The organism is Streptomyces sp. NPDC050549, assembly GCF_040655035.1.
Taxonomy (GTDB): domain Bacteria; phylum Actinomycetota; class Actinomycetes; order Streptomycetales; family Streptomycetaceae; genus Streptomyces.
In genome coordinates this window covers 12,702-34,148 of record NZ_JBFAJD010000004.1, presented here as the reverse complement: position 1 = coordinate 34,148, position 21,447 = coordinate 12,702, and the positions used below count along the sequence as shown (strand labels likewise).

At 71.0% G+C, this 21,447-nt stretch carries 15 protein-coding genes; 6 read left to right on the top strand and 9 right to left on the bottom strand.

The window, feature by feature from the left end:
- Positions 1–2: 2 nt before the first annotated feature.
- Entirely contained in the window at positions 3–1,457 is a 1,455-nt protein-coding gene (locus AB0I51_RS07995; RefSeq protein WP_362972577.1) for an LCP family protein, read from the bottom strand.
- A gap of 127 nt (positions 1,458–1,584) precedes the next feature.
- Between AB0I51_RS07995 and AB0I51_RS07990 the strand changes: the two genes are divergently transcribed.
- Positions 1,585–2,619 carry a glycosyltransferase family 2 protein gene (locus AB0I51_RS07990; protein WP_362972575.1) on the top strand — a complete coding sequence of 345 codons (1,035 nt, stop codon included), beginning with the start codon at positions 1,585–1,587 and terminating at the stop codon, positions 2,617–2,619.
- Positions 2,620–2,643: 24 nt separating this feature from the next.
- Here AB0I51_RS07990 and AB0I51_RS07985 read toward each other — a convergent pair whose 3' ends face one another.
- The 4 genes from AB0I51_RS07985 to AB0I51_RS07970 form a co-directional block, all read right to left on the bottom strand.
- Positions 2,644–4,194, bottom strand: coding sequence for an LCP family protein (locus AB0I51_RS07985; protein WP_362972573.1), 1,551 nt, complete (start codon positions 4,192–4,194; stop codon positions 2,644–2,646).
- Positions 4,195–4,324: 130 nt separating this feature from the next.
- Positions 4,325–6,052, bottom strand: a complete 1,728-nt coding sequence (locus tag AB0I51_RS07980) for an LCP family protein (protein ID WP_362972571.1) — start codon at positions 6,050–6,052, stop codon at positions 4,325–4,327.
- A 207-nt stretch (positions 6,053–6,259) separates the two neighbouring features.
- Positions 6,260–7,453, bottom strand: a complete 1,194-nt coding sequence (locus tag AB0I51_RS07975; protein WP_362972569.1) for an LCP family protein — start codon at positions 7,451–7,453, stop codon at positions 6,260–6,262.
- Positions 7,454–7,644: 191 nt separating this feature from the next.
- Positions 7,645–8,382, bottom strand: a complete 738-nt coding sequence (locus tag AB0I51_RS07970; RefSeq protein ID WP_362972567.1) for a TIGR03089 family protein — start codon at positions 8,380–8,382, stop codon at positions 7,645–7,647.
- Positions 8,383–8,510: 128 nt separating this feature from the next.
- On the opposite strand from AB0I51_RS07970, the gene AB0I51_RS07965 reads away from it, so the two are divergent.
- Positions 8,511–9,836 (top strand): N-acetylmuramoyl-L-alanine amidase, encoded by a 1,326-nt coding sequence (locus AB0I51_RS07965; RefSeq protein WP_362972565.1) that lies wholly within the window; start codon positions 8,511–8,513, stop codon positions 9,834–9,836.
- A gap of 108 nt (positions 9,837–9,944) precedes the next feature.
- On the top strand, positions 9,945–11,027 hold the full coding sequence (locus AB0I51_RS07960) for an NDP-sugar synthase (RefSeq protein ID WP_362972563.1): 1,083 nt from the start codon (positions 9,945–9,947) through the stop codon (positions 11,025–11,027).
- A 101-nt stretch (positions 11,028–11,128) separates the two neighbouring features.
- Here the strand turns inward: AB0I51_RS07960 and AB0I51_RS07955 are convergent, their stop codons facing one another.
- The 4 genes from AB0I51_RS07955 to AB0I51_RS07940 all read right to left on the bottom strand — a co-directional run bounded on the left by AB0I51_RS07955 (position 11,129) and on the right by AB0I51_RS07940 (position 15,130).
- The gene (locus tag AB0I51_RS07955) at positions 11,129–12,130 is read right to left on the bottom strand and encodes a DNA-3-methyladenine glycosylase 2 family protein (protein WP_362972561.1); all 1,002 of its coding nucleotides are present in this window, start codon (positions 12,128–12,130) and stop codon (positions 11,129–11,131) included.
- 139 nt (positions 12,131–12,269) lie between these two features.
- Positions 12,270–13,586, bottom strand: coding sequence for a coenzyme F420-0:L-glutamate ligase (locus AB0I51_RS07950; RefSeq protein WP_362972560.1), 1,317 nt, complete (start codon positions 13,584–13,586; stop codon positions 12,270–12,272).
- The gene (gene cofD, locus AB0I51_RS07945; protein ID WP_362972558.1) at positions 13,583–14,542 is read right to left on the bottom strand and encodes a 2-phospho-L-lactate transferase; all 960 of its coding nucleotides are present in this window, start codon (positions 14,540–14,542) and stop codon (positions 13,583–13,585) included. Before cofD ends, AB0I51_RS07950 begins: the two co-directional genes overlap by 4 nt.
- 78 nt (positions 14,543–14,620) lie before the next feature.
- On the bottom strand, positions 14,621–15,130 hold the full coding sequence (locus AB0I51_RS07940) for a cysteine dioxygenase family protein (protein WP_362972556.1): 510 nt from the start codon (positions 15,128–15,130) through the stop codon (positions 14,621–14,623).
- Positions 15,131–15,739: 609 nt separating this feature from the next.
- Here AB0I51_RS07940 and AB0I51_RS07935 point away from each other — a divergent pair.
- The 3 genes from AB0I51_RS07935 to AB0I51_RS07925 all read left to right on the top strand — a co-directional run bounded on the left by AB0I51_RS07935 (position 15,740) and on the right by AB0I51_RS07925 (position 21,428).
- On the top strand, positions 15,740–16,003 hold the full coding sequence (locus AB0I51_RS07935) for a WhiB family transcriptional regulator (protein WP_003975777.1): 264 nt from the start codon (positions 15,740–15,742) through the stop codon (positions 16,001–16,003).
- A gap of 173 nt (positions 16,004–16,176) precedes the next feature.
- On the top strand, positions 16,177–19,935 hold the full coding sequence (locus AB0I51_RS07930) for a glycosyltransferase (protein WP_362972554.1): 3,759 nt from the start codon (positions 16,177–16,179) through the stop codon (positions 19,933–19,935).
- Entirely contained in the window at positions 19,932–21,428 is a 1,497-nt protein-coding gene (locus tag AB0I51_RS07925) for a DUF5719 family protein (RefSeq protein ID WP_362972552.1), read from the top strand. Before AB0I51_RS07930 ends, AB0I51_RS07925 begins: the two co-directional genes overlap by 4 nt.
- Positions 21,429–21,447: the final 19 nt, after the last annotated feature.

The following is a 21,447-nucleotide window of genomic DNA, read 5'->3' as shown; positions in this document are numbered from 1 at the left end:
TGTTACGCGCAGCCCACCTCGTCCCCGGTCACCACCCCGAACTCGCCCTGCTGCACATCCGCCGCCCGCACCCGGGTGACCTGCTTGAAGTCGCTCCCGGCGATCACCTTCAGCAGCGGCCCCTGCCCCTTCACCGCCCGCAGTTCGCTCCCGGGCAGCGCCGCGGAGAGGGACTTCGCGGAGCGGTCCCAGCGGGGGTCGTAGACGACGACCGTGCGTCGTACGCCGTGGTCGGTGGCGCTCACCGGCTGGTGCGTAGTGCGGAAGCCGGTCGCCGCCAGTGCCGCGTCGACGCGCTTGCCGAGGCCGGCCGTCGCCGTCCCGTTCTCCACCTGGACCTGGATCTGCTGCGGGGCCACGTCCACCTTCACGGCGTTCGCGCGCGGCGCCCGGTGCACGGTCAGCGGCTTGTCGTCGCGCAGGGCCGCGAAGAGCTTCGCCGCCTTCGGCTCGTCCCACTTCAGGGTGGAGCCGATGCCCTTCACGACGTATCCCATCTGTCCGATGGGCACAGTGGTGAACTCGGAGGAGGAGGGCGAGAAGCCGCGCATCGCGCGGCCGAGGTCGAGGAGTTCGTCGGTGCCGAAGCCCTTGTCCGCGCGGACCGAGCCGAGCACGGCGCGGGTCACGTCACGGAACTTCAGCGGGTTCAGCAGCACCCCGGAGGAGGTGGCCTGGTCGATCAGCGCCGCCAGGAAGCGCTGCTGGCGCTTCATCCGGCCGAGGTCGGAGGCGCCGTCGACGTGCCGCGAGCGGACGTACTGGAGGGCCTGACCGCCCATCAGGGTGTGCGTGCCGGCGGGGAGATCGAGGCCCGTGTACGAGTCCTTCAAGGGTTCGGCGGTGCAGATCTTCACGCCGCCCAGGACGTCGACCGTCTTCATGAAGCTGGTGAAGTCGACCTCCAGGTAGTGGTCGATCTTCACGTGGGTCATGCTCTCGACGGTCTGGACGGTGAGGTTGGGGCCGCCCTCCGCGTACGCCGCGTTGATCTTGATGGGGTGCGGTCCGTGGCGCTCGCCGGTGGTCTGGTCGGTGTGCGGGGGCGTCTCGGCGTAGGAGTCGCGGGGGATGCTGACCACGCTGGCCCGCTCCCGGTCCTCCGAGATGTGCACGATCATGATCGTGTCGGTGCAGTGGCAGGGCGCGCCCCCCAGGTGGTACGCGCGCCGCTCCGCCTCGGTGATCCTGTCCCGCCCGTCGGTGCCGACGAGCAGGACGTTCATGCCGTGGCCTGCCCGCGGCCGGTTCTTCATGTCCTTGAAGGGGTCGACGCGGGCGATGTCCGCGTCGAGGCTGCTGACCACCGCGTGCCCGATCCCGGCGGACGCGAGCACCACCACGGACAGCGTCGTCGCGGCCCGCATGGCCCAGCGCGGCTTCTTCGGCCGTACGGGGGGCCGTGGGCGGCGCTGCGGTGGGCGGGCGGCGGGGGAGCGGCGAGGCGGCGTGGGCATGGGGGACACCTCCGCGAGGGCCGTACGTGGGATCTTGAGCACCGTAGGCCGATACGATCTGATACCACCGCCGCCGCCCCGGGCGGGGCGCGTCCGTGTCCCCCGTTCGCGGTAACGTGAGCCCCCTATGAACGCCAAGCCCGACGTGCGACTCCCCGCCGTTTCTGTGATCATGCCCGTCCTCGACGAGGAGCGGCATCTGCGCGGAGCCGTCCAAGCGATCCTCGCCCAGGAGTACGCCGGTGAGATGGAGGTCGTGCTCGCCCTCGGTCCCTCGAAGGACCGCACGGACGAGATCGCGGCCGAGCTCGTGCGCGAAGACCCCCGCGTCCACACCGTCCCGAACCCGGCCGGCCGCACACCCGCCGCCCTCAACGCCGCGATCAAGGCCTCCCGCCATCCGATCGTCGTCCGCGTCGACGGCCACGGCATGCTCTCGCCGAACTACATCGCCACTGCCGTACGGCTCCTGGAGGAGACCGGCGCGCAGAACGTCGGCGGCATCATGCACGCCGAGGGCGAGAACGCCTGGGAGGACGCGGTCGCCGCCGCGATGACCTCGAAGATCGGCGTGGGCAACGCGGCCTTCCACACGGGCGGCGAGGCCGGCTCCGCCGAGACGGTCTACCTCGGAGTGTTCCGGCGCGAGGCGCTGGAGCAACAGGGCGGCTACAACGAGGAGTTCATCCGCGCCCAGGACTGGGAGCTGAACTTCCGCATCCGCGAGGCCGGCGGCCTGATCTGGTTCTCGCCGGAGCTGAAGGTGTCGTACCGCCCGCGGCCGAGCGTGAAGGCACTGGCCAAGCAGTACAAGGACTACGGCCGTTGGCGGCACGTCGTCGCCCGCTACCACGAGGGTTCCATCAACCTGCGCTACCTCGCCCCGCCGACCGCGGTGTGCGCGATCGCGGCCGGCCTCGTGGTCGGCGCGGCCCTGACACCGTGGGGCTTCCTGGTTCCGGCCGGCTACCTCGCCGCGATCACCCTCGGCTCGCTCCCGGCGGGCAAGGGGCTGTCGCTGAAGGCCCGGCTGCAGATCCCGGTCGCCCTCGCCACCATGCACATGTCGTGGGGCTACGGCTTCCTCACCAGCCCCAAGTCCCTTGCGCGCAGGGTCATCGCGTCCCGGCGGCCCGCGGTGCTCAGCCCGTCCAACAGCTGAGCACCGCCGCAGCGACGGCCCGGACTACGACCAGATGTAGTTCGGGTCGACGTGCATGCAGGCCGTGGTGTCCGAGCCGTTGAGGGCGTCCGCCGACGTCGGGGTCGTGTCGTCCGCGGCCGGTGCCTTGTACTTGGTGCCGGTGCTCCAGTCCGCGCCGACGACCAGGGTGACCCCGGAGACGCTCGTCGACTTCTTCACCGCGCTCGTCGGGATGCCGAGCGCCTTGGCGACCCGCTGGGCGTCGCCCTCCAGATCGGCGCTCGGATAGCGGACGACCGTCGTGGCCTCGCTGAGGATCGCCGACGAGTCCGCCACCGCCTCCTTGAAGCCCCTGCCGACGAGGAGCTGGGCCACCGCGGTCGCCCGCCCCCGAACCGTGCCCGTGGTGTCGGTGCGGGTGCCGTTCTCCACCTGTACGGCGATCTTGTCGTCCGCGGCGGCCGGATCGGTGGACGCCTTCACCGCCGTGGTCTTCTTCTTGTCCTTGCCGTCCAGCGCGATGTCCTCACGGACCAGCCGGAACAGCTGCGCCGCGTCGGTCGGCCTGGGCACCACCCGGCCGCTGGTGCCCGAGTACTCCCACGGCATCGTCGTCATGGTGATCCGCTTGGTCGGAACCTTCCGCAGTTCCTTGCTCAGGTCGTAGAGCTTGGCGACGGTGCCGAGACCGTTGTCGACCGTGATCGCCTTCGTCGCCGTCTCGGCGAGGCTGCGCAGCTTGGTCGGGTTGCTCAGCGTGGCGTTCTCGCGCAGCCGGCGGACCATCGAGTTCATGTACTGGTGCTGCGCCTTGGTGCGGGCGATGTCCGTGTCGTCCTCGAAGCCGTAGCGGGTGCGCAGCCACTGAAGGGCCTGCTTGCCCTTGACGGACGTGGTGCCCTTCTTCAGCTTCAGGCCGGAGCCCTTGCCGGAGGAGGTGTGCGAGTAGATGTTGGCGTCCACACAGACCGGTACTCCGCCGATCGCGTCCGCCATCGACACCACACCCGCGAAGTCCACCATCATGAAGTGGTCGATGTGGATGTCGGTCAGCTTCTCCCAGGTCGCCACCGTGCAGCCGGGGCCGCCGCGGCCCAGCGAGTCGTTCGTGATGACGTCCGTCTCGGCCGCGTACGTCTTCTTGGTGTCCGGGTCCGTGCACTTGGGGATGTCCACCAAGGTGTCGCGCGGCATGCTCACGACCGACATGTTCGTGCGGTCGGCGGAGACGTGCAGCAGCATCTGGACGTCGGCGCGGGCCGGGGTCCCGAAGGTGTCCTTCGCGCCGCCGAGTTTCTGGTTCTCCGCGGAGTCCCGCGCGTCCGAGCCGATCAGCAGGATGTTCAGCGGGGTCTGCCCGGCCGCGTTGGCCTTGGAGGCGGCGGCCCGGTCCTTCTCGTCCCCGAGGTTCAGGGGGTCTTTCTTTATGTTGTGGTTGAGGTGCTCGTAGTACAGGTATCCGGCGCCGGCCGTCCCGAGTATGACCACCGCGAGAACGATCGCCGACCAGCGCAGCGCCCGGCGTCTGCCGCCCTTGCGTCTGCCCCCGTCCGCGTCCGCCGGTCTCTTCCCGCTCGCCGGCGTGAGCGACATCGTGTCCTCAACCGCTGTCCCCTCCCCACGCACGCTGCTCTGAGTCAAGTCCCCACCCCTCCCACGACGCGCCCTGACGCACGGGTCCGCCCCGCGCCCTGTTAGACGCGGAACGGACCCGTGTGGTCACTTACTTGGCGCACTCAACCTTGTCCGCCGTGGACTTCTGGACCCCCTCCGGCGTCGATCCCGCGGTCGAGGTGAGCGGGACGCCGGCTCCCTTGAAGTCCTTGCCCAGGGTCAGCGTCATCGCCGGCAGGCCCTGGGAGTTCTGCACACTCTTGCCCGGCTTCATCGCGGACCCCGAGAGGCCCATGATGGCGGCGAGCCGTCGAGCCTGGTCCGCCTGGTCGGGTGCGTACTCGAGGGTCGTCTTCGCGAGCGCCGCCGGAGCGTTGCCCGCGTTCTCGGACTTGAGCACGCCCTCATCATTCTGCAGCCACGTAAGAGTTTCCTGTGCGCTGCCGGCGACGGCCCCTCCGTTGAGGATCCGCACCCGCACCGCGGAGGCGGCGGACTTGGTGCCCTTGAGCCGGGCGGCCACGGCGGCCTTCTCCTTCGCGGCCTTCTGCTTGACCGCGGTGAAGGATGTGTCGCTCTTGATCAGGGAGAACACCTGAGGGGCGGTCGTGGTGTTGAGGACGACCGTCACCGGCGTCTTCTCCGCCGGATTGTCGACGACCGGCACGGTGGTGAAGGTCAGGTTCTTCGGGTTGAGCTTGCCCAGCTCAAGACCGAGGTCCTTCAGCTTGCCGATGGTGTTGAGGTTGTCGTCGACGGTCAGCGCCTTGGTACCGGCCTCGGCCAGCTTCACCATCTTCGAGGGGCTGGTGAGCGTGGAGTTGGACTTCAGCTTCCGCATCAGCGCGCTGAGGAACTGCTGCTGCAGCGTGATCCGGCTCAGGTCACCGCCGAAGCCGACCGAGTGCCGGGTGCGCACGAAGGCCAGCGCCTGCTCGCCCGACAGGTTGTGGGTGCCCTTGGACAGCTTCAGATGCGAGTCGGAGTCGTCGATGTCCTTGGCCAGACAGACCTCGACCCCGCCGACCGCGTCGGTCAGCGTCTTCACGGCGTTGAAGTCGGCCACCATGAAGTCGTCGGGCTGGATCCCGGTCAGCTCGGTGACCGTCCGCACCGTGCAGCTCGCCGTACGGCCGTCCTGGCCGAGGCTGGTGTTGAAGCGGACGCTGGTCGAGCCCGGGATGACCTTGGAGGTGCCGTCCGACTGGGTCGTCGGGCAGTCCGGGACGTCGGTGATCAGGTCACGGGGGATGCTGAGCGCGGTCGCGTTCGAGCGGTCCTTGGAGACGTGCAGCAGGATCGTGGTGTCCGCGTGGCCGACGCTGCCGGCGTCGCCGTAGCCCTCGTTGCCCGCGCCCGTGCGCTTGTCGGTGCCGATCACCAGCAGGTTGATGGCCTTGCCCTTGCTGAAGCCACCGGTGCTCGCGCCGTCGTCGGAGGCGGTCGTGATGTTGTCGTTGAGGTGCTTGATGTAGAGGTAGCCGGCCGCGGAGACGGCGACCAGGACGAAGGCCAGGCTTCCGCCGGTCCACATCAGGATCTTCTTGCCCTTGGCCTTCTTCTTCACCGGCCGGCGACCGCGCCGGGCCGGTGGCTCCTCGGGCGCGCCCCGCCGTCTGCGCGGTGGCGGCACCTCACGCCCGGGGGCCTTCGGGACCGTCTCCCGCTCCGGCGCCGCCACACTGCGGTTCTGCGCAGTGGCTCTACGGGGCCCCGGCACCGCTGACTGCGGTGTGGAAGGAGTCAGTCGCAGTTCGTATTCGCCAGTGTTCGGATTGAGTACCCACTGGTCTGCGGGGTCGATGTCGTCCGCCCGCCCACGGCCTTGCGCGTCCACGGTTTACCGAATCCTCCGTCGGGGCCACGCGGCGCCTTCCCCCTGCAGGCGCTCGGGTCTCGTTCATCCGGTGTGCAGGCACACCGGATCGCTCACACTATCCGGCCAGTTGAGCGTGAAGTGACGGCGGTGACAAATTCCACGTCCCTACAACCGGTCAATCCGCCCTATTTTTCGGAACAGGAGTTCGTCGACTTGGTGCGCGCTTTACCCGCAGCCGTCCTCGGCGGCGGTGTTCCCGCGAAACGTCGGCGCGGGCGTGGCCCCCGAACCGGGCGCCGGATTAAGGGTGTTTGCACCGGAATCCCGCGGAACCTCTGGAACTTCCCCGGCCACCGCGACCGTGGCGTCCGTACGAATCCGGGCGAACAGCTTTTCGGCTTCGGGCTCCACCAGTTGGTCGCGATTCGCGTTGTAGATGTACGACTCCCGCGGAACGGTAAGGAATTGCACATGTTCGGTGGGGATGTCCCGTACGCCGCGCACCAGTTCGTACAGGCCGCGCAGACTCGCGAGATCCGGATCGGTCGTCAGGGACGAGGTGGCCGCGTCCAGCACCGGATACAACTTCGCCGGATTGAACAGCACGTCGTCGCTCTGCACCTTGTTGACGAGCGCGCCCAGGAACCGCTGCTGACGGTCCATCCGGTCGGTGTCGCTGCCGTTGCCCAGCGACTTCCGCGCCCGCACGTACCCGAGCGCCTGCTCCCCGTCGAGCGTGACCCGGCCCGCGGGCAGGGTCAACTTGGCGGCTTTGTCGCGAATGGGTGCTTTGAGGCAGACCTCCACCCCGTCCACGGCATCGACCATGTCCTTGAACCCGTGGAAGTCCACCACCATGTGATGGTCGATCCGCACGTTGGTCAACTTCTCCACGGCCCGGATCGTGCACCCCGAACCCCCCACCTGGAACGCGTAGTTGAACATCGCGAACATCGGCTCGGTCCGCGTCCCGTCCGGCCGCAGACACCCCGGCACATCCACCATCAGGTCCCGCGGCAACGACACCGCGGTGGCGCTGCGCCGGTTTGCCGCCAGATGCAGCAGGATCGTCGTGTCCGACCGCTCGGTGCCCGAGTCCCGCCCGTACTCCGCGTTCCCGTCCCCGGACCGCGAGTCGGACCCGATGAGCAGAATGTTCTGCGCCCCCTTCACGAGGGCGGTCGGCCGCTCCTTCTCGTAGCGGGCGAGCTCGGCCGCGGCGGCGTTGTCCGGCGTGATGTTCCCGTCGAGCTTCGCGTAGACGGCCCACCCGGCCCCGACGGCCCCGAGAACGACCACGCCCACCCCGAGCCCCACCCCACGCACCCACCGCCGATGCCGCCGCCGTACGAGCCCCGCCCCGGAAGCGGAAGCACCCGCACCCGGCCCGAGAACCCCTCCTGCGGTGTCGTCGAACACGTGCGGTTCCACCCCTCATGGCCGTCGGTTCTCCTTCTACGACCATGGCGTGGATGGGATGGGGAGGCTGGTGGTGGGGAGCCATTCGGGTGACTGTTGCTCTCCGGGCGACTGGTGTCTTCAGGGGCGCGGGGAACTGCGCGACCAGCCCTCGCCGGCCCGCAGTCGCCAAACAACCCTCACCACCTCCTTCAGAGGCGCGTAACAGTCACCCGCTCACTCTCGACGCGCTTCGCCAACGACTCCTCGCCCAGCTGATCGAGATTCCGGCACAACACCACGGACCCTCCGGTCGCGAGCGGCCCGTACAGCCCCGCGCTCAACCCGTCCCACGTGTCGTACGCCAGCCCCGACAACACCCGGGCACCCGCCTCCCCGTCGGCCCGAGCCCGCTCGGCAACCTGCGCGCCCGTCAACTCCACCCCACCCACGACCAGGGCGGGTTCCTCGGGATCGACCGGCGAGAACGCGACGAACCGATCCCCCTGACTCGGCACCTCGACGGCATAGTCTGCGAACCCGACGGGAGTCTGCGGAAACCGCCCCCCAAGAGGCCGCAGCGCAAGAGCAACCCGCTCCCCACCGCAAGCCCGAGCCGCTTCCAGCGAGTCGGGCCCACTCACGACCACATCGGCCGCCGCGGGATCCCCGCCCACGTCCGCGACAACCCCCACGGACGAACACGCGAGCAACCACACCGCCGTCTGCCAGTGCGCCGGCAGCAACAGCACGACCCGATCGCCTGGCCCCGCCCCAAGATCGCCCTGAAGGAGATTCGCGGTCTTGGCCACCCAATTGGCGAAGGTGGCGACGGACAATTCGACACGTTCCCCCGTGGTGTCGTCGTAGAAGGTCACCAGGGGGCGGCCGGGATCCGCGGCGAGCGCGGAACGCAGCAGGTCGGCAGGGGTGCGATCGGTGGCGTTCACCCGCGAAAGCGTACGCGGGGGCGCGACCGTGCGCGGAGTGCGGGACCACCGGTTCGGACGAACAGCAGCCGACGGTCCGTCAGATCCCAAATGGACAGATATGTATGACTATGTTCAGGATCAGGGGCATGCGTGGATTTCTTGCTTCCTCGATCGGCGTCACCTGCGCCGCCGCACTGGCCCTCCCGCTCACCCTGCCCGCAGCCGCCGCACCGACCAGGGCTCCGGCTTCGGCAGCGCAGCCCACGAGCGGCGCGAGATCCGCGCCGACGGCCGCCGAACCGGACCTCCCCGGCAGCACCCAGTCGCTGCCCCTCGCCCCCGCCACCCGCGACCGCACCCTGGGCGCGGCCCCCGAACAGGGCCTGACCCGAGACGACGTCCACCGCTTCTCCCTCGTCGGCATCACCTGGACCGACCCCGACACCGAACTCCGCGGCCGGGTCCAGGTCCGCACCCGGGCCACCGGCACCGGTGAGTGGTCCGACTGGCAGGACGTCGACACCCACAACGAGGACCACGGCGCCGACCCCGGCACCGCCGAACGCGACTCGGGCCACGTCCACGGCTCAACGGCTCCGCTGTGGGTGGGCGACTCGGACGCGGTGGACGTACGCGTAAGAGCGGACCCGGGCACGGCACGGGCCGTAGGAGACCGGGCGTCCGCGCTCCCCGTCGGCCTGCACCTGGAACTCGTGGATCCCGGCGCGGAACCCCCGGCTCCGGCCGCGGGCGCCCGCCCGACCGCCCGCCGCGCCGCCGTGCCCCTCGCCGCCACCGAGCTCCCGGCGCTGAGCCGGGCGGCCACCGAGCGGGAGGCGGTCACGATGTACGGCCGCTCCCAGCCGTACATCGGACCGCGCCCGCGCATCATCACCCGGCGCGGCTGGGGCGCCGACGAGAAGCTGCGGGAGAAGGGGTACGTCTACACGAAGAAGGTCAAGGCGGTCTTCGTGCACCACACCGCCTCCGGCAACAACTACAGCTGCTCGCAGGCCTCTTCAGTCATTCGCGGTATCTACCGCTACCACGTCAAGAGCAGTGGCTGGCGCGACATCGGCTACAACTTCCTCGTCGACAAGTGCGGAAACATCTACGAGGGGCGCGCCGGGGGAGTGGCGAAGCCGGTCCTGGGCGCACACACCCTCGGTTTCAACACGAACAGCATGGGGATCGCCGTCCTCGGAACCTTCGGCACCGCCAAACCGTCCTCGGCGGCAGTGACGGCCATCGCCCGCCTCGCCGCGTGGAAGCTCGGGCTCTACGGAGTCAATCCGCGCGGCAAGACATACCTGAAGTCCGGTGGTGGCAATCTCTACCGAAAAGGAAAGAACGTACGACTCAACGCGATCTCCGGCCATCGGGACGGTTTCGCCACGGAGTGCCCAGGTCGGCAGCTCTACGGCAAGCTCGGCTCGGCCCGCTCCACGTCGGCCCGGTTCCAGGGCCGCTGACGACGCGGGATGCCGGGGAAGGGTCTGCGGGACGCGTGCACGGTCCGCATACACTGGCCGGCCGAAAAGGACACTTCGGCCGGTCCCGGCAGGAAGCAGAGACGACAGGTGACAGAAGCGATCCTCCTGGTCGGCGGCAAGGGCACCCGGCTGCGCCCCCTCACGGTGCACACCCCGAAGCCGATGGTCAGGGCGGCGGGGGTGCCGTTCCTCACGCATCAGCTGGCGAGAGCGAGAGCGGCGGGCGTGGAGCACATCGTCCTGGCCACTTCCTATCTGGCGGAGGTGTTCGAACCGCACTTCGGTGACGGTTCGTCCCTCGGCCTCCACATCGAGTACGTCACGGAGGACGAGCCCCTCGGCACGGGCGGCGCGATCCGCAACGTGGCCTCGCGCCTCCACTCGGCCCCCGACGACCCGGTCCTGGTCTTCAACGGCGACATCCTGACCGGCCTGAACATCAGGGCCCTGGTGGACACCCACGAGGCGACCGGCGCGGACGTCTCCCTCCACCTCACGAAGGTCACCGACCCGCGCGCCTACGGTCTGGTCCCCACCGACGGAACCGGCCGCGTCCTGGCCTTCCTGGAGAAGCCGCAGACCCCCGAGGAGATCGTCACCGACCAGATCAACGCGGGAGCGTACGTCTTCCGCCGCTCGGTCATCGACACGATCCCGGCGGGCCGCCCGGTGTCGGTGGAACGGGAGACCTTCCCGGACCTCCTCGCCGCAGGCGCACACCTCCAGGGCCTGGTGGACTCGACGTACTGGCTGGACCTGGGCACTCCCGCGGCCTTCGTCCGGGGCTCGGCGGACCTGGTCCTGGGCCGCGCCCCGTCCCCCGCGATCCCCGGCCGCTGCGGCGACCGCCTGGTCCTGCCCACGGCCCGCGTCGCCCCCGACGCCAAGCTGACGGGCGGCACGGTGGTGGGCGAGGGCGCGTTCGTCGCGGAGGGCGCGCGCGTCTTCGGCTCGACGATCCTCCCCGGCGCCGTCATCGAACCCGGCGCCGTCATCACCGACTCCCTCATCGGCACCCGCGCCCGCGTCGGCGAACGCTCCGTCCTCACCGGCACGGTCATCGGCGACGGCGCGGTCATCGGCGCCGACAACGAACTCCGGGACGGCGTGCGGGTGTGGTGCGACGCGCGGATCCCGGCGGGGGCGGTGCGGTTCTCTTCGGACCAGTAGGAGGGGACTTTTCGACTTGCCGAGTCGGGTGGTGGGCGGGCACAGGTCCGGGGTCCGGGTGCGGAGCCCGCGGGGTTGCCCGCCGCCACCCGCCCGCACGCTCACAACTTCCCGATGTCCCCGCGAGGCATCTTCGGCGCCCGCCGGGCAGGAGTCCGCCCGCTCAGCAGAATCAACCGGGCCGCCCGATGCCGCTGCCCCGCATACGGCTCCAGCAACGACAGCATCACCGCGTCGTCCGCGTCCCGGTCCCCGGCCAGCGCCCACCCCACGATCCCCGGCAGATGCAGATCCCCCACGGTCACCGCGTCCGCCGCCCCATGACTGCGCTGCACGGTCTCCGCGGACGTCCACGTCCCCACCCCCGGTACGACCTCCAACCGGGCCCGCGCCTCCTCCGCCGACATCGACACCGCCTGCTCCAGTCGCGCGGCGACCCGTACGGCACGCAGAATCGTCGACGCCCGCTTGTCGTCGACCCCGGCCCGGTGCCACTCCCAGGACGGAATCAACGCCCACGCGCGCGGCGCCGGCATGACCCACATCCGCCCGCCGACGGGCCCCGGCGCGGGTGACCCGAACTTCCGCACCAGCAACCGCCAGGCCCGGTACGCCTCGTCGGTCGTCACCTTCTGCTCCAGCACCGACGGGATCAACGACTCCACCACCAGCCCGGTCCGCGTCAGCCGCAACCCCGGCCGCCGGTGCTGGGCGACGGCGACAAGCCGATGCCGGGGCACGAAGGCGTCAGGGTCATCGGCGGCACCGAGCATCTCCGGCAACCGCTCCAACAACCACTCACCGCCGGGCCCCCAGGCCTCCCCGTGAACTTCCGAGCCCTGCGCGGTGACCCGCAAGGTCCCGGGTCCCACAGGCGTGAGACTGGCCCGCCACACGGATCCGTCGGCCATGGCCCGAAACGTGGGGTCCCCCGGGCCCCGCCGAAGCGGACCGAGGACCAATCCAAGATCCAACGGCCCCTCAGGAACCCAGCTCCGAACCCGCCCCGCCGCGACAGCCTGCCGAGGCACACCCCCAGGCACCACAACATCCCCACCCCGCACGGTTGTACGAGTGGGCCGATGAACGAAACGTCCGGCCACAGTGAGATCCAGGTGTGAGGCGAGGTACTTGAAGCGTCCTACGAGCCTAGGCGTCGGCGCCCCTTCAGGGGGCGCGGGGAACTGCGCGCTCAGCCACGGACAACCTGCACCCGCGAACCGACACAGCCCCGACGGCGAGTCAGCGCACCTCGATAAAACCTCCCGCATCCCGCTCAGCCCGAGCCGCAGGCTCAACCGCCGCATGCCCCACAGCCACCGCCCCCATCGGATCCCACCCCTCCGGCAGCCCCAACACCTCCCGCACGACATCCCGGCAGAACATCGTCGACGACACCCACGCCGAGCCCAGCCGCTCCCCGGCAAGCGCCACCAGGAAGTTCTGCACACCCGCCCCCACGGCCACCACGAACATCTCCCGCTCGGCCCCGTCCCGCCGCGCGTCCCCGTACGTGTGCGATCCGTCCATGACGAGACACGGCACCACGAGATACGGCGCTCCGCGCAGCACGTCCCCGCGCCGCACCCGCTTCGCGATGGACTCCTCGGACTTGCCGTCCCGCCGCAGATCCGCGACCCACGCGTCCCGCATCGCGTCCAGCAACTCCCCCCGCGACTCGGCGGACTCCAGCAGCACGAACCGCCACGGCGTCGTGTGATGCGGCGCCGGCGCGGTCACCGCCGCGGCCACGGCCCGCCGTACCGCACCGGGGTCGACCGGCTCGTCGGTGAACGCCCGTACCGTACGGCGCTGGGTCACCGCCTCCCGTACCGCCTCCGACGTCCCCAGCCGGAACATGTCGTCGCGCCCGCCCCGCACCATGGCCCGCGCCCCCGTCCCGTCGTCCTCGGAGGTCACGACGTGCGGCAGCCCGCGCACCACCGCGACCGGCAGCCCCGCGGCCTTGCCCTTGACGAGATCACCGGCGGCGGCGAGTTCGTCGGCGGTCGCCACGACCGTCGCGCTGAGCGAGTTGCCGTAGGCATCCGTGCCCCCGCGCAGATCGTCCAGCACCCGCACCCCGGCGGCGCCGATCGCGACATCGGTGAGCCCCGTGCGCCAGGGCCGCCCGAAGGTGTCGGTGACCACGACGCCGATGTCGACGCCGAGCGCGTCCCGCAGCCCGTCGCGGATCGCGCGCGCGGAGGCATCCGGATCCTCGGGCAGCAACAGCACTGTCCCGGCAGGGGTGTTGGAGGCGTCGACCCCGGCGGCGGCCATGACGAGCCCCTGCCGGTTCTCCACGATCCGCAGGGCTCCCCGCCGCGCCACGACCCGTACGGTCTCGGCGTCGATCGCGGCCTCCCGGTCGGCCGCCTCGACGATCCGTCCCTCCGCCTTGGACACGATCTTCGAGGTGACGAGGAGCACGTCCCCGTCGACCAGCCCGGGCTCGGCAGCCGCGATCAGCTTGGCGAGGTCGTCGCCCGCCGCGACCTCCGGCATCCCGGGCACGGCCCAGACCTGGTAGCCCTCCACCGGCGGCACTTCGCTCATGCGGCCCGCACCTCTTCCGCCAACGCCAGCGCCTCCCGCGCCATCCGCGCGGTCGCCTCGGTGTCGGTCATCATCAGCGGTACGGCCCGGCAGCGGATCCCGGCCGCCTCGACGTCCGGTACGGAGGCGGCGTCCACGGTGTCGACGAGCCAGCCGTCGAGCAGCCCGGAGCCGTAGTGCTCGGCCACCGCCGTGGCCGTGGACTCCACGCCCACCGCCGCGAGCACCTTGTCGGCCATCCCGCGCACGGGCGCGTCCCCGACGATGGGGGAGAGGCCGACCACGGGCACCCCGGCCTCGGCGATCGCCTCCCGGATGCCGGGCACGGCGAGGATGGTGCCGACGGAGACGATCGGGTTGGACGGCGGGAAGAGGATGACGTCCGCCTCCGCGATCGACTCCAGGACGCCGGGCGCGGGCTTGGCCTGTTCGGCCCCGACCGGTACGACGGCCTCGGCGGCGACCGACGCGCGCAGCCGCACCCAGTACTCCTGGAAGTGGATCACCTTGCGTTCGCCGTCCAGCTCGACGGCGACATGCGTCTCGACGCGGTCGTCCGTCATGGGGATCAGCCGCACCCCCGGCTGCCAGCGGTCGCACAGCGCCTCGGTGACCGCGCTCAGCGGAAACCCGGCGCCGATCATCTGCGTCCGCACGATGTGCGTGGCGAAGTCCCGGTCGCCGAGCCCGAACCACTCCGGCCCGACCCCGTACGCCCCGAGCTCCTCCTTGAGGTGGAAGGTCTCGTCGGCACGGCCCCAGCCCTGCTCCTCGTTGATGCCGCCGCCGAGCGTGTACATCACCGTGTCGAGGTCCGGGCAGACCTTCAGCCCGAACAGGTGGATGTCGTCCCCCGTGTTGCCGATCACCGTGATGTCCGCGTCCGGCACGGCCTGCTGAAGACCGCGCAGGAACCGGGCACCACCGATACCGCCTGCAAGAACCACAATGCGCATGGGCACAAGTCTTGCAGGCGGGTGTGACAACGCGGCAGGCAGTCGTCGCATCACCGGCCGGACAGCCACCGCATCGCGTCAGGCGGTCACGGCGTCGACCGCTTCCGCCGTGTCGCGCCGCGCACATGCCGTGTGCATGGGCATCTCGGTGAGACCGGGGAAGTAGACGTGCAGGCTTATGGCCGGTTCGAAGGTGTCGTTGACGACCTCGTGGACGTACCCCGGCGCGAACACGCGCTGCGCGCCCGCCCCCAGCGCGCGCGTGTCCCGCTCGGTGTGCTCGGTCAGCGTGCCGTCCAGGACGGTCAGCACACCGGAGGAGGGGCCGTGGTCGTGCAGTCCGCTGCCCTGTCCGGGCACCCAGGACAGCAGCCACACCTCGTAGCCGGGGCCGGTGCTCAGCCGGTGGTACCAGCGGGTCGTCGCGTCGTACTCGACGAGGTGCTCCCACTGGGCGCGGTCGCTGGCGATGGAGCGCGCCAGGCCGACGAACTCGGCGACGGTGGCCGGGTGTTCGCGCGCGGGCTGGAGGAGATGCGGGACTTCGAGGATGTCGCCGGCGATCTGGAGGTCGCTGTCGCTGTTCATGGGGGTGCAGTGGTTCCTCGGCGTAAGAAGAAACGGCGGGGGATGGGTGTCACCAAAAGAAGAGAAAGCAGGTGGGGCCGGAGCGCGGAGGGCTCAACAGCCGGAACAGCAACAACAGCTACAGCGAGCGTGGGCAGCACCGAGGGACCCGGCGGAGCGGGTCGAGGTGAGTGCCGAGTTCGCGAGCATGCCCACAAGGACATCGGTTCACACCCGCACTGTCAACTCGACGCCCGGTATGTGGGACATGTTTCACCTCATCCGGTTCATCTGGGAGGTGAAAGGTTTGTTCAGGATGCTATCGGGACACATGGCGCACAACCGGGCGCACAAACCCCGTGGGAACGAGATCGAACTCCTGAGCGTCCTCCCCCGTACAGGCCCTGTCTCGGGGTAGGAGGCCCACGAGGGTCTCCGCTGCCTGTCAAGGTTTATGCCGATTTGAACACTTTCCGCTAGGCCTTGGTTCCGCAGAGTGAATAAGGGGCCCAATAGCAGATCTCGGCTTGACTCGCCCGGAGCAGCACACTTGTAATTTCACTCGTGTCGTTCAGCCGGCATCGGTAACGGCTACATCACGGGGACGCGAAAGACAGACGAGGGGCGCACATGACCGAGCTGGTGCAGCAACTGCTGGTCGACGACGCGGACGAGGAACTCGGCTGGCAGGAGCGCGCGCTGTGCGCCCAGACCGACCCCGAGTCCTTCTTTCCCGAGAAGGGCGGCTCCACCCGCGAGGCCAAGAAGGTCTGCCTCGCCTGCGAGGTCCGCTCCGAGTGCCTCGAATACGCCCTCGCCAACGACGAACGCTTCGGCATCTGGGGCGGCCTCTCCGAGCGGGAACGCCGCCGGCTGAAGAAGGCCGCCGTCTGAACCGCGCGGCACACCTCGGGACTTACTGAACGGCCCGTCGCACCTGGGTTATCCACAGGCGGCGGGCCGTCGCCATGCCCAGCCGATAGTGTGGGCGCTCGTCCGAGACGTACCGCAGTCCCCTCGGGACGCATGCGTCCACCGCAGTCCATCGAACCGGGGCCCGTACCTCGATGTCCGTGCACAGCCACACGGCAGCCCAACACGACGCTGCCACTCCTGAGTTCCCGCGTCACGTAGTCACCGCGGTGCTCGTCTCCCACGACGGCGCCCGCTGGCTGCCCGACGCGCTCGCCGGGCTGCTCGGCCAGGAACGCCCTGTGCAGAGCGTCATGGCCGCCGACACCGGCAGCGCGGACGACTCCGCCCAGTTGGTCACCGAGACCCTCGGCGCCGACCGCGTGCTCCACCTCGCCCGGCGCACCGGCTTCGGCCAGGCCGTCGAGGAGGCCAACCGCACCGCCCCCGTGCTGACCCCGGACGACCTGCCGTACCTGAAGCGCCCCAGCGGCTGGGACCCCGTCACGCGCACATGGCGCGACGACGCCTACGACATGCCGGAGCTCCCGCACGGCGAGCCCGTCCAGTGGCTGTGGCTGCTGCACGACGACTCCGCCCCGGAACCCGACGCCCTGGCCCAACTGCTGCGCGTGGTCGACCAGGAGTACGAACTCGGCCGCGAGGACGTGGCCGTCGTAGGCCCCAAACTGCGTGGCTGGTACGACCGCCGGCAGCTCCTGGAGGTCGGCGTCACCATCGCCCACTCCGGGCGCCGCTGGACCGGCCTGGACCGCCGCGAACAGGACCAGGGACAGCACGACAACGTCCGGCCCGTGCTGTCCGTGTCCACCGCCGGGATGCTGATCCGGCGCGACATCTTCGACGAACTCGGCGGCTTCGACCGCCGGCTGCCCCTGATGCGGGACGACGTCGACCTGTGCTGGCGTGCCACCGCTGCCGGCCACCGTGTCCTGGTCGCCCCCGAGGCGGTCGTACGGCACGCCGAGGCGGCCTCCCGCGAGCGCCGCGCGGTCGACTGCGCGGGCCGCACCGTCGCCTCCCCGCACAAGGTCGACAAGGCCGGCGCCGTCTACACCCTGCTCGTCAACAGCCGCACGGCCGTGCTGCCCTGGGTCCTCGTCAGGGTCGTCGTCGGCACTGTGCTGCGGACCCTCGGCTATCTCGTCGGCAAGGTCCCCGGACAGGCCCTCGACGAGATCCGCGGCCTCCTGGGGACGCTGCTGCGCCCCGAGCGGATCATCGCCGGGCGGCGCAGGCGCGGCACCCCGCAGATCGACAAGGCGGAGCTGCGGCCGCTCTTCCCGCCGCCCGGCGCGACCCTGCGCGCGACCTTCGAACAGGCCGCCGCCAGCTTCGTCGACACCTCCGACCCCGAGATCACCTCGGGGGCCGGCCGCCATGGCGGTGCGGTCGAGTCCGGACCCGGCGGCGACGACGCGGACTTCCTGGAGATCGAGCAGTTCGCGCGCGTGAAGCGCATCGCCCGCAAGCCCGGCCCGGTGCTGTTCCTGGTGCTGCTGCTCGTCTCCCTCGTCGCCTGCCGCGACCTGCTCGGCGGCGGCGCGCTCACGGGCGGCGCGATGCTGCCCGCGCCCGGAGCCTCCGGCGAACTGTGGTCCCGCTTCCTGGACTCCTGGCACCCGGTGGGCGCAGGCGGCACCCCGTCCGCGCCGCCGTACCTCGCGCTCGTCGCGATGCTCTCCTCGCTGCTGTTCGGCTCGACCGGCCTCGCGGTCACGGTCCTGCTGGTCGCCTCGGTGCCGCTGGCCGGGTTCACCGCCTACTTCGCATCCCGCCCGCTCGTCGAGTCCCGCCTGCTGCGCGCCTGGGCGGCCGTCGTCTACGCCTTCCTGCCCGCCGCCACCGGCGCCCTCGCGGGCGGCCGCATCGGCACCGCCGTACTCGCCGTGCTGCTCCCGCTGGCGGCCCGCGCGGGCATCGCCGCCAGCGGCCTGACGCACTCCTCGGGCGCCCGCGGCAGCTGGCGCGCCACCTGGGCCTACGCCCTGCTCCTGACGGTCACCACCGCCTTCACGCCGATCATCTGGCCCATCGCCCTGATCCTCGGCATCGCGCTGCTGGCCGTGCGAAGGGGCGACATCACCGCCTACGGCCTGCGCTTCCTGGCCCAGCTCGGCACCCCGCTGCTGATCCTGGCGCCCTGGTCGCTGACGCTGCTCCCGTTCGGCTTCTTCCAGCAGGCCGGCCTGGAGTACGGCTCCGGGTCCGCGTCCCCCCTCGACCTGCTCGGCGCCAGCCCGGGCGGTCCCGGCACGGTCAACGGCCTGATGCTCATCGGCATCGTGCTGGCCGCGCTCGCCGCCCTGCTGCGCAGCGAGCGCACCTTCGGCATCCGGACCGCCTGGGGCGTCGCCCTGGTGGGCCTCGTCTTCGCAGTCCTGTCCAACAGCTCCACCTGGGCCGGCCCCGCGACCCTCGTCTACGGCCTCGCACTCCTCGCCGCCGCCGCGCTCGGCGCCGACGGGGCACGCGCGCGTGTCGCCGAACAGAGCTTCGGCTGGCGCCAGCCGGTGGCCGTCCTGATCGCGTTCGCCTCGGCCGCAGGACCGCTGCTCGTCGCCGTCGGCTGGATGCTCGGCGGCGCCGACGGCCCCCTGGAGCGCCGCGACCCGACACAGGTGCCCGCCTTCGTCGCCGAGGAGAGCGACACCCAGGACCAGGCCCGCACCCTCGTCCTCGACAGCGACTCCGCCGCCCACGTCGGCTACATGCTGGTGCGCGGCTCCGGCGCCCGCATGGGAGACGGCGAGTTCGCCGCGGCGGACGGGGAGAACAGCAGACTCGACAAGGTCGTCGCCAACCTCGTCGCCGGCTCCGGCGCCGACCAGGCCGACGAACTCGGCGGCTTCGCCGTGCGCTACGTCCTCGTCCACAAGGGCGCGCCCCGCGAGGTCAGCCGCGTCCTGGACGCCACCCCCGGCCTCAGCAGGCTCAGCCAGGCCGACGGCAGCGCTCTGTGGCGGGTCAACGCGCAGGTCTCCCGCGCGGCGATCGTCGCCGGTACCGCCGCCCCCAAGCCGGTCGCCGCGGGACCCGTGGACATCCACACCACGATCCCTTCCGGCGCGACCGGCCGCGTCCTGCGCCTGGCCGACTCCGCCGCTGCCGGCTGGACGGCCACCCTGGACGGCAAGCCGCTCACCCGCACCACGGTCGACGGCTGGGCCCAGGGCTTCGAACTCCCGTCCTCCGGCGGCCGGTTGGACGTCACCTACGACGACCCGATCGGGCACACCGCCTGGCTGTGGACACAGGGCGGGCTCGCCCTCGTCCTCGTCGTGCTCGCCCTGCCGGGCCGCCGCCGCGACGTCGACGACGACCTCCCCGAGGAGGAGCTGATCCCGGCCCAGGCGGTCGCGGGCGAGGGCCGCCGGGCCCGCCGCCTGCGCGCCCAGGCGGAGGCCGAGTCCACCGACCAGGCCGACGACCCCGCGGACACCGGGCAGTTCGACGCGTTCGCCGCGGGCACCACACCTCATCCTGCGGAGGAGGAGATCGCCGCCGCGATCCCGCAGCAGCAGTCCTACGGCATGGGGGTCCCCCCGGGCGAGGATGTTCGAGCCTGGGGGAGGGACGCCGCGAGTTACGCGGGCGCCGAGTACAGCACCTACGGCGGCGAGCGGTACCAGGCCGACCAGCAGTACCCGGCGGGCACCTACGACCAGTCGTACCAGGCGGACCCCTACCAGGGCGGCCAGTACGACCCGTACGCCTACGGCGGCCAGCCCCCGGCACCGGGGTACGACCCGACGTACGACCAGGGCTACGACCAGAACCAGGGGCAGAGCCAGGGCTACGACCCGAACTACGACCCCGCCTACGACCCGAACTACGACCCCGCCCAGCAGCATCCGCACGGCAGTGAGCGCCCCGACGGGAGCCAGCAGTGAACCGCACCACCCTGTCCTTCCTCGCCGGCGTGGCCGCGCTCGCCGCCGTCACCGGGTTCGCCGAGATGAAGACACCGGCCGCGCCCGGCGCGCACACCGCCAAGGCGGCCGCCCAGCTGCCCGTGGAGCGCACCAGCCTGCTCTGCCCGGCGCCGAGCACCTCCGACCTCGCCGACACGTCGTACACGTCCTTCACGCCCGTAACTAAGGGCACGGACGACAGCGGCAAGGCCGAACTGCAGGCCGCGGGCCAGGAGTCGGGCGACGGCACGAGCAGCAAGAACAAGAAGAAGCCCGCCAAGCCCGCCCTGGAGCCCAAGGCCCCCGGCACACCGGCCACGGGCGACAGCTCGGGCGCCGACTCGCCCGCGCTGCTCGGCACGGCCGAGGGCAAGTACGCGCCCGGCTGGACCGTCCAGGAGACCACCGAGGTCGCCGCGGGCAACGGACGAGGCCTCCAGGGCGTCAACTGCACCGCCCCGGACACCGAGTTCTGGTTTCCGGGCGCCAGCACCTCCGCCGACCGCACCGACTACGTGAACCTCACCAACCCGGACGACTCCGCCGCCGTCGTCGACGTCGACCTCTACGGCAAGGACGGCGACCTCAAGTCGACGGTGGGGGAGGGCATCACGGTCGAGCCGCACGCCGACGAGCCGATCCTGCTGTCCACGCTCACCGACGACCAGGAGACCGACCTGACCGTGCACGTGGTCGTGCGCAGCGGCAGGGTCGGCGCGGCCGTGCAGGCACTCGACGCCAAGCTCGGCGGCGACTGGCTGGCCGCGTCCACCGACCCGGCGGGCAGCCTGGTCATGCCGGGCATCCCGAAGGACGCCACGTCGGTACGGCTGATCGCCTTCACACCGGGCGACTCGGACGCCGACCTGAAGGTGCGGCTCTCCTCGCCCACCGGGATGATCACGCCGGCCGGGCACGAGACCGTGCACGTCAAGGCGGGCATGACGGTCGGCGTCGACCTCGGTGACGTCACCCGCGGCGACCCGGGCTCCCTGGTCCTGACGCCGACCGACCAGTCCGTGCCGGTCGTCGCCGCGCTGAAGGTCGTACGGGGCAAGGGCAGCAAGCAGGAGACGGCGTTCATCCCGGCGACCGGCGCGGTCGGGACGCGCGCGACGGCCGCCGACAACAGCGCCAAGGGCTCCACGCTGTCCCTGGTCGCGCCCACCCGCGCGGCGACCGTCAAGGTCACCGCGTCCGCCGGCAGCGGCGGCGGTACGCCGGTCTCCAAGACGTACACGATCAAGGCCGGCACCACACAGGACGTCGAACTCCCGGTCCCCGGCGGCCTGAAGGGCACCTACGCGCTGACCGTCGAACCCCAGTCGGGCGGCCCGGTGTACGCGGCCCGGACGATCTCGGCGACCGAGGAAGGCGTACCGGGCTTCACAATCCAGACGCTGCCCGACGACCGCGGGACGGTGTCGGTGCCGCAGACGGACGAGGACCTGTCGGTCCTCCAGAAGAAGTAGCGGCCCGCGACCCCACGCG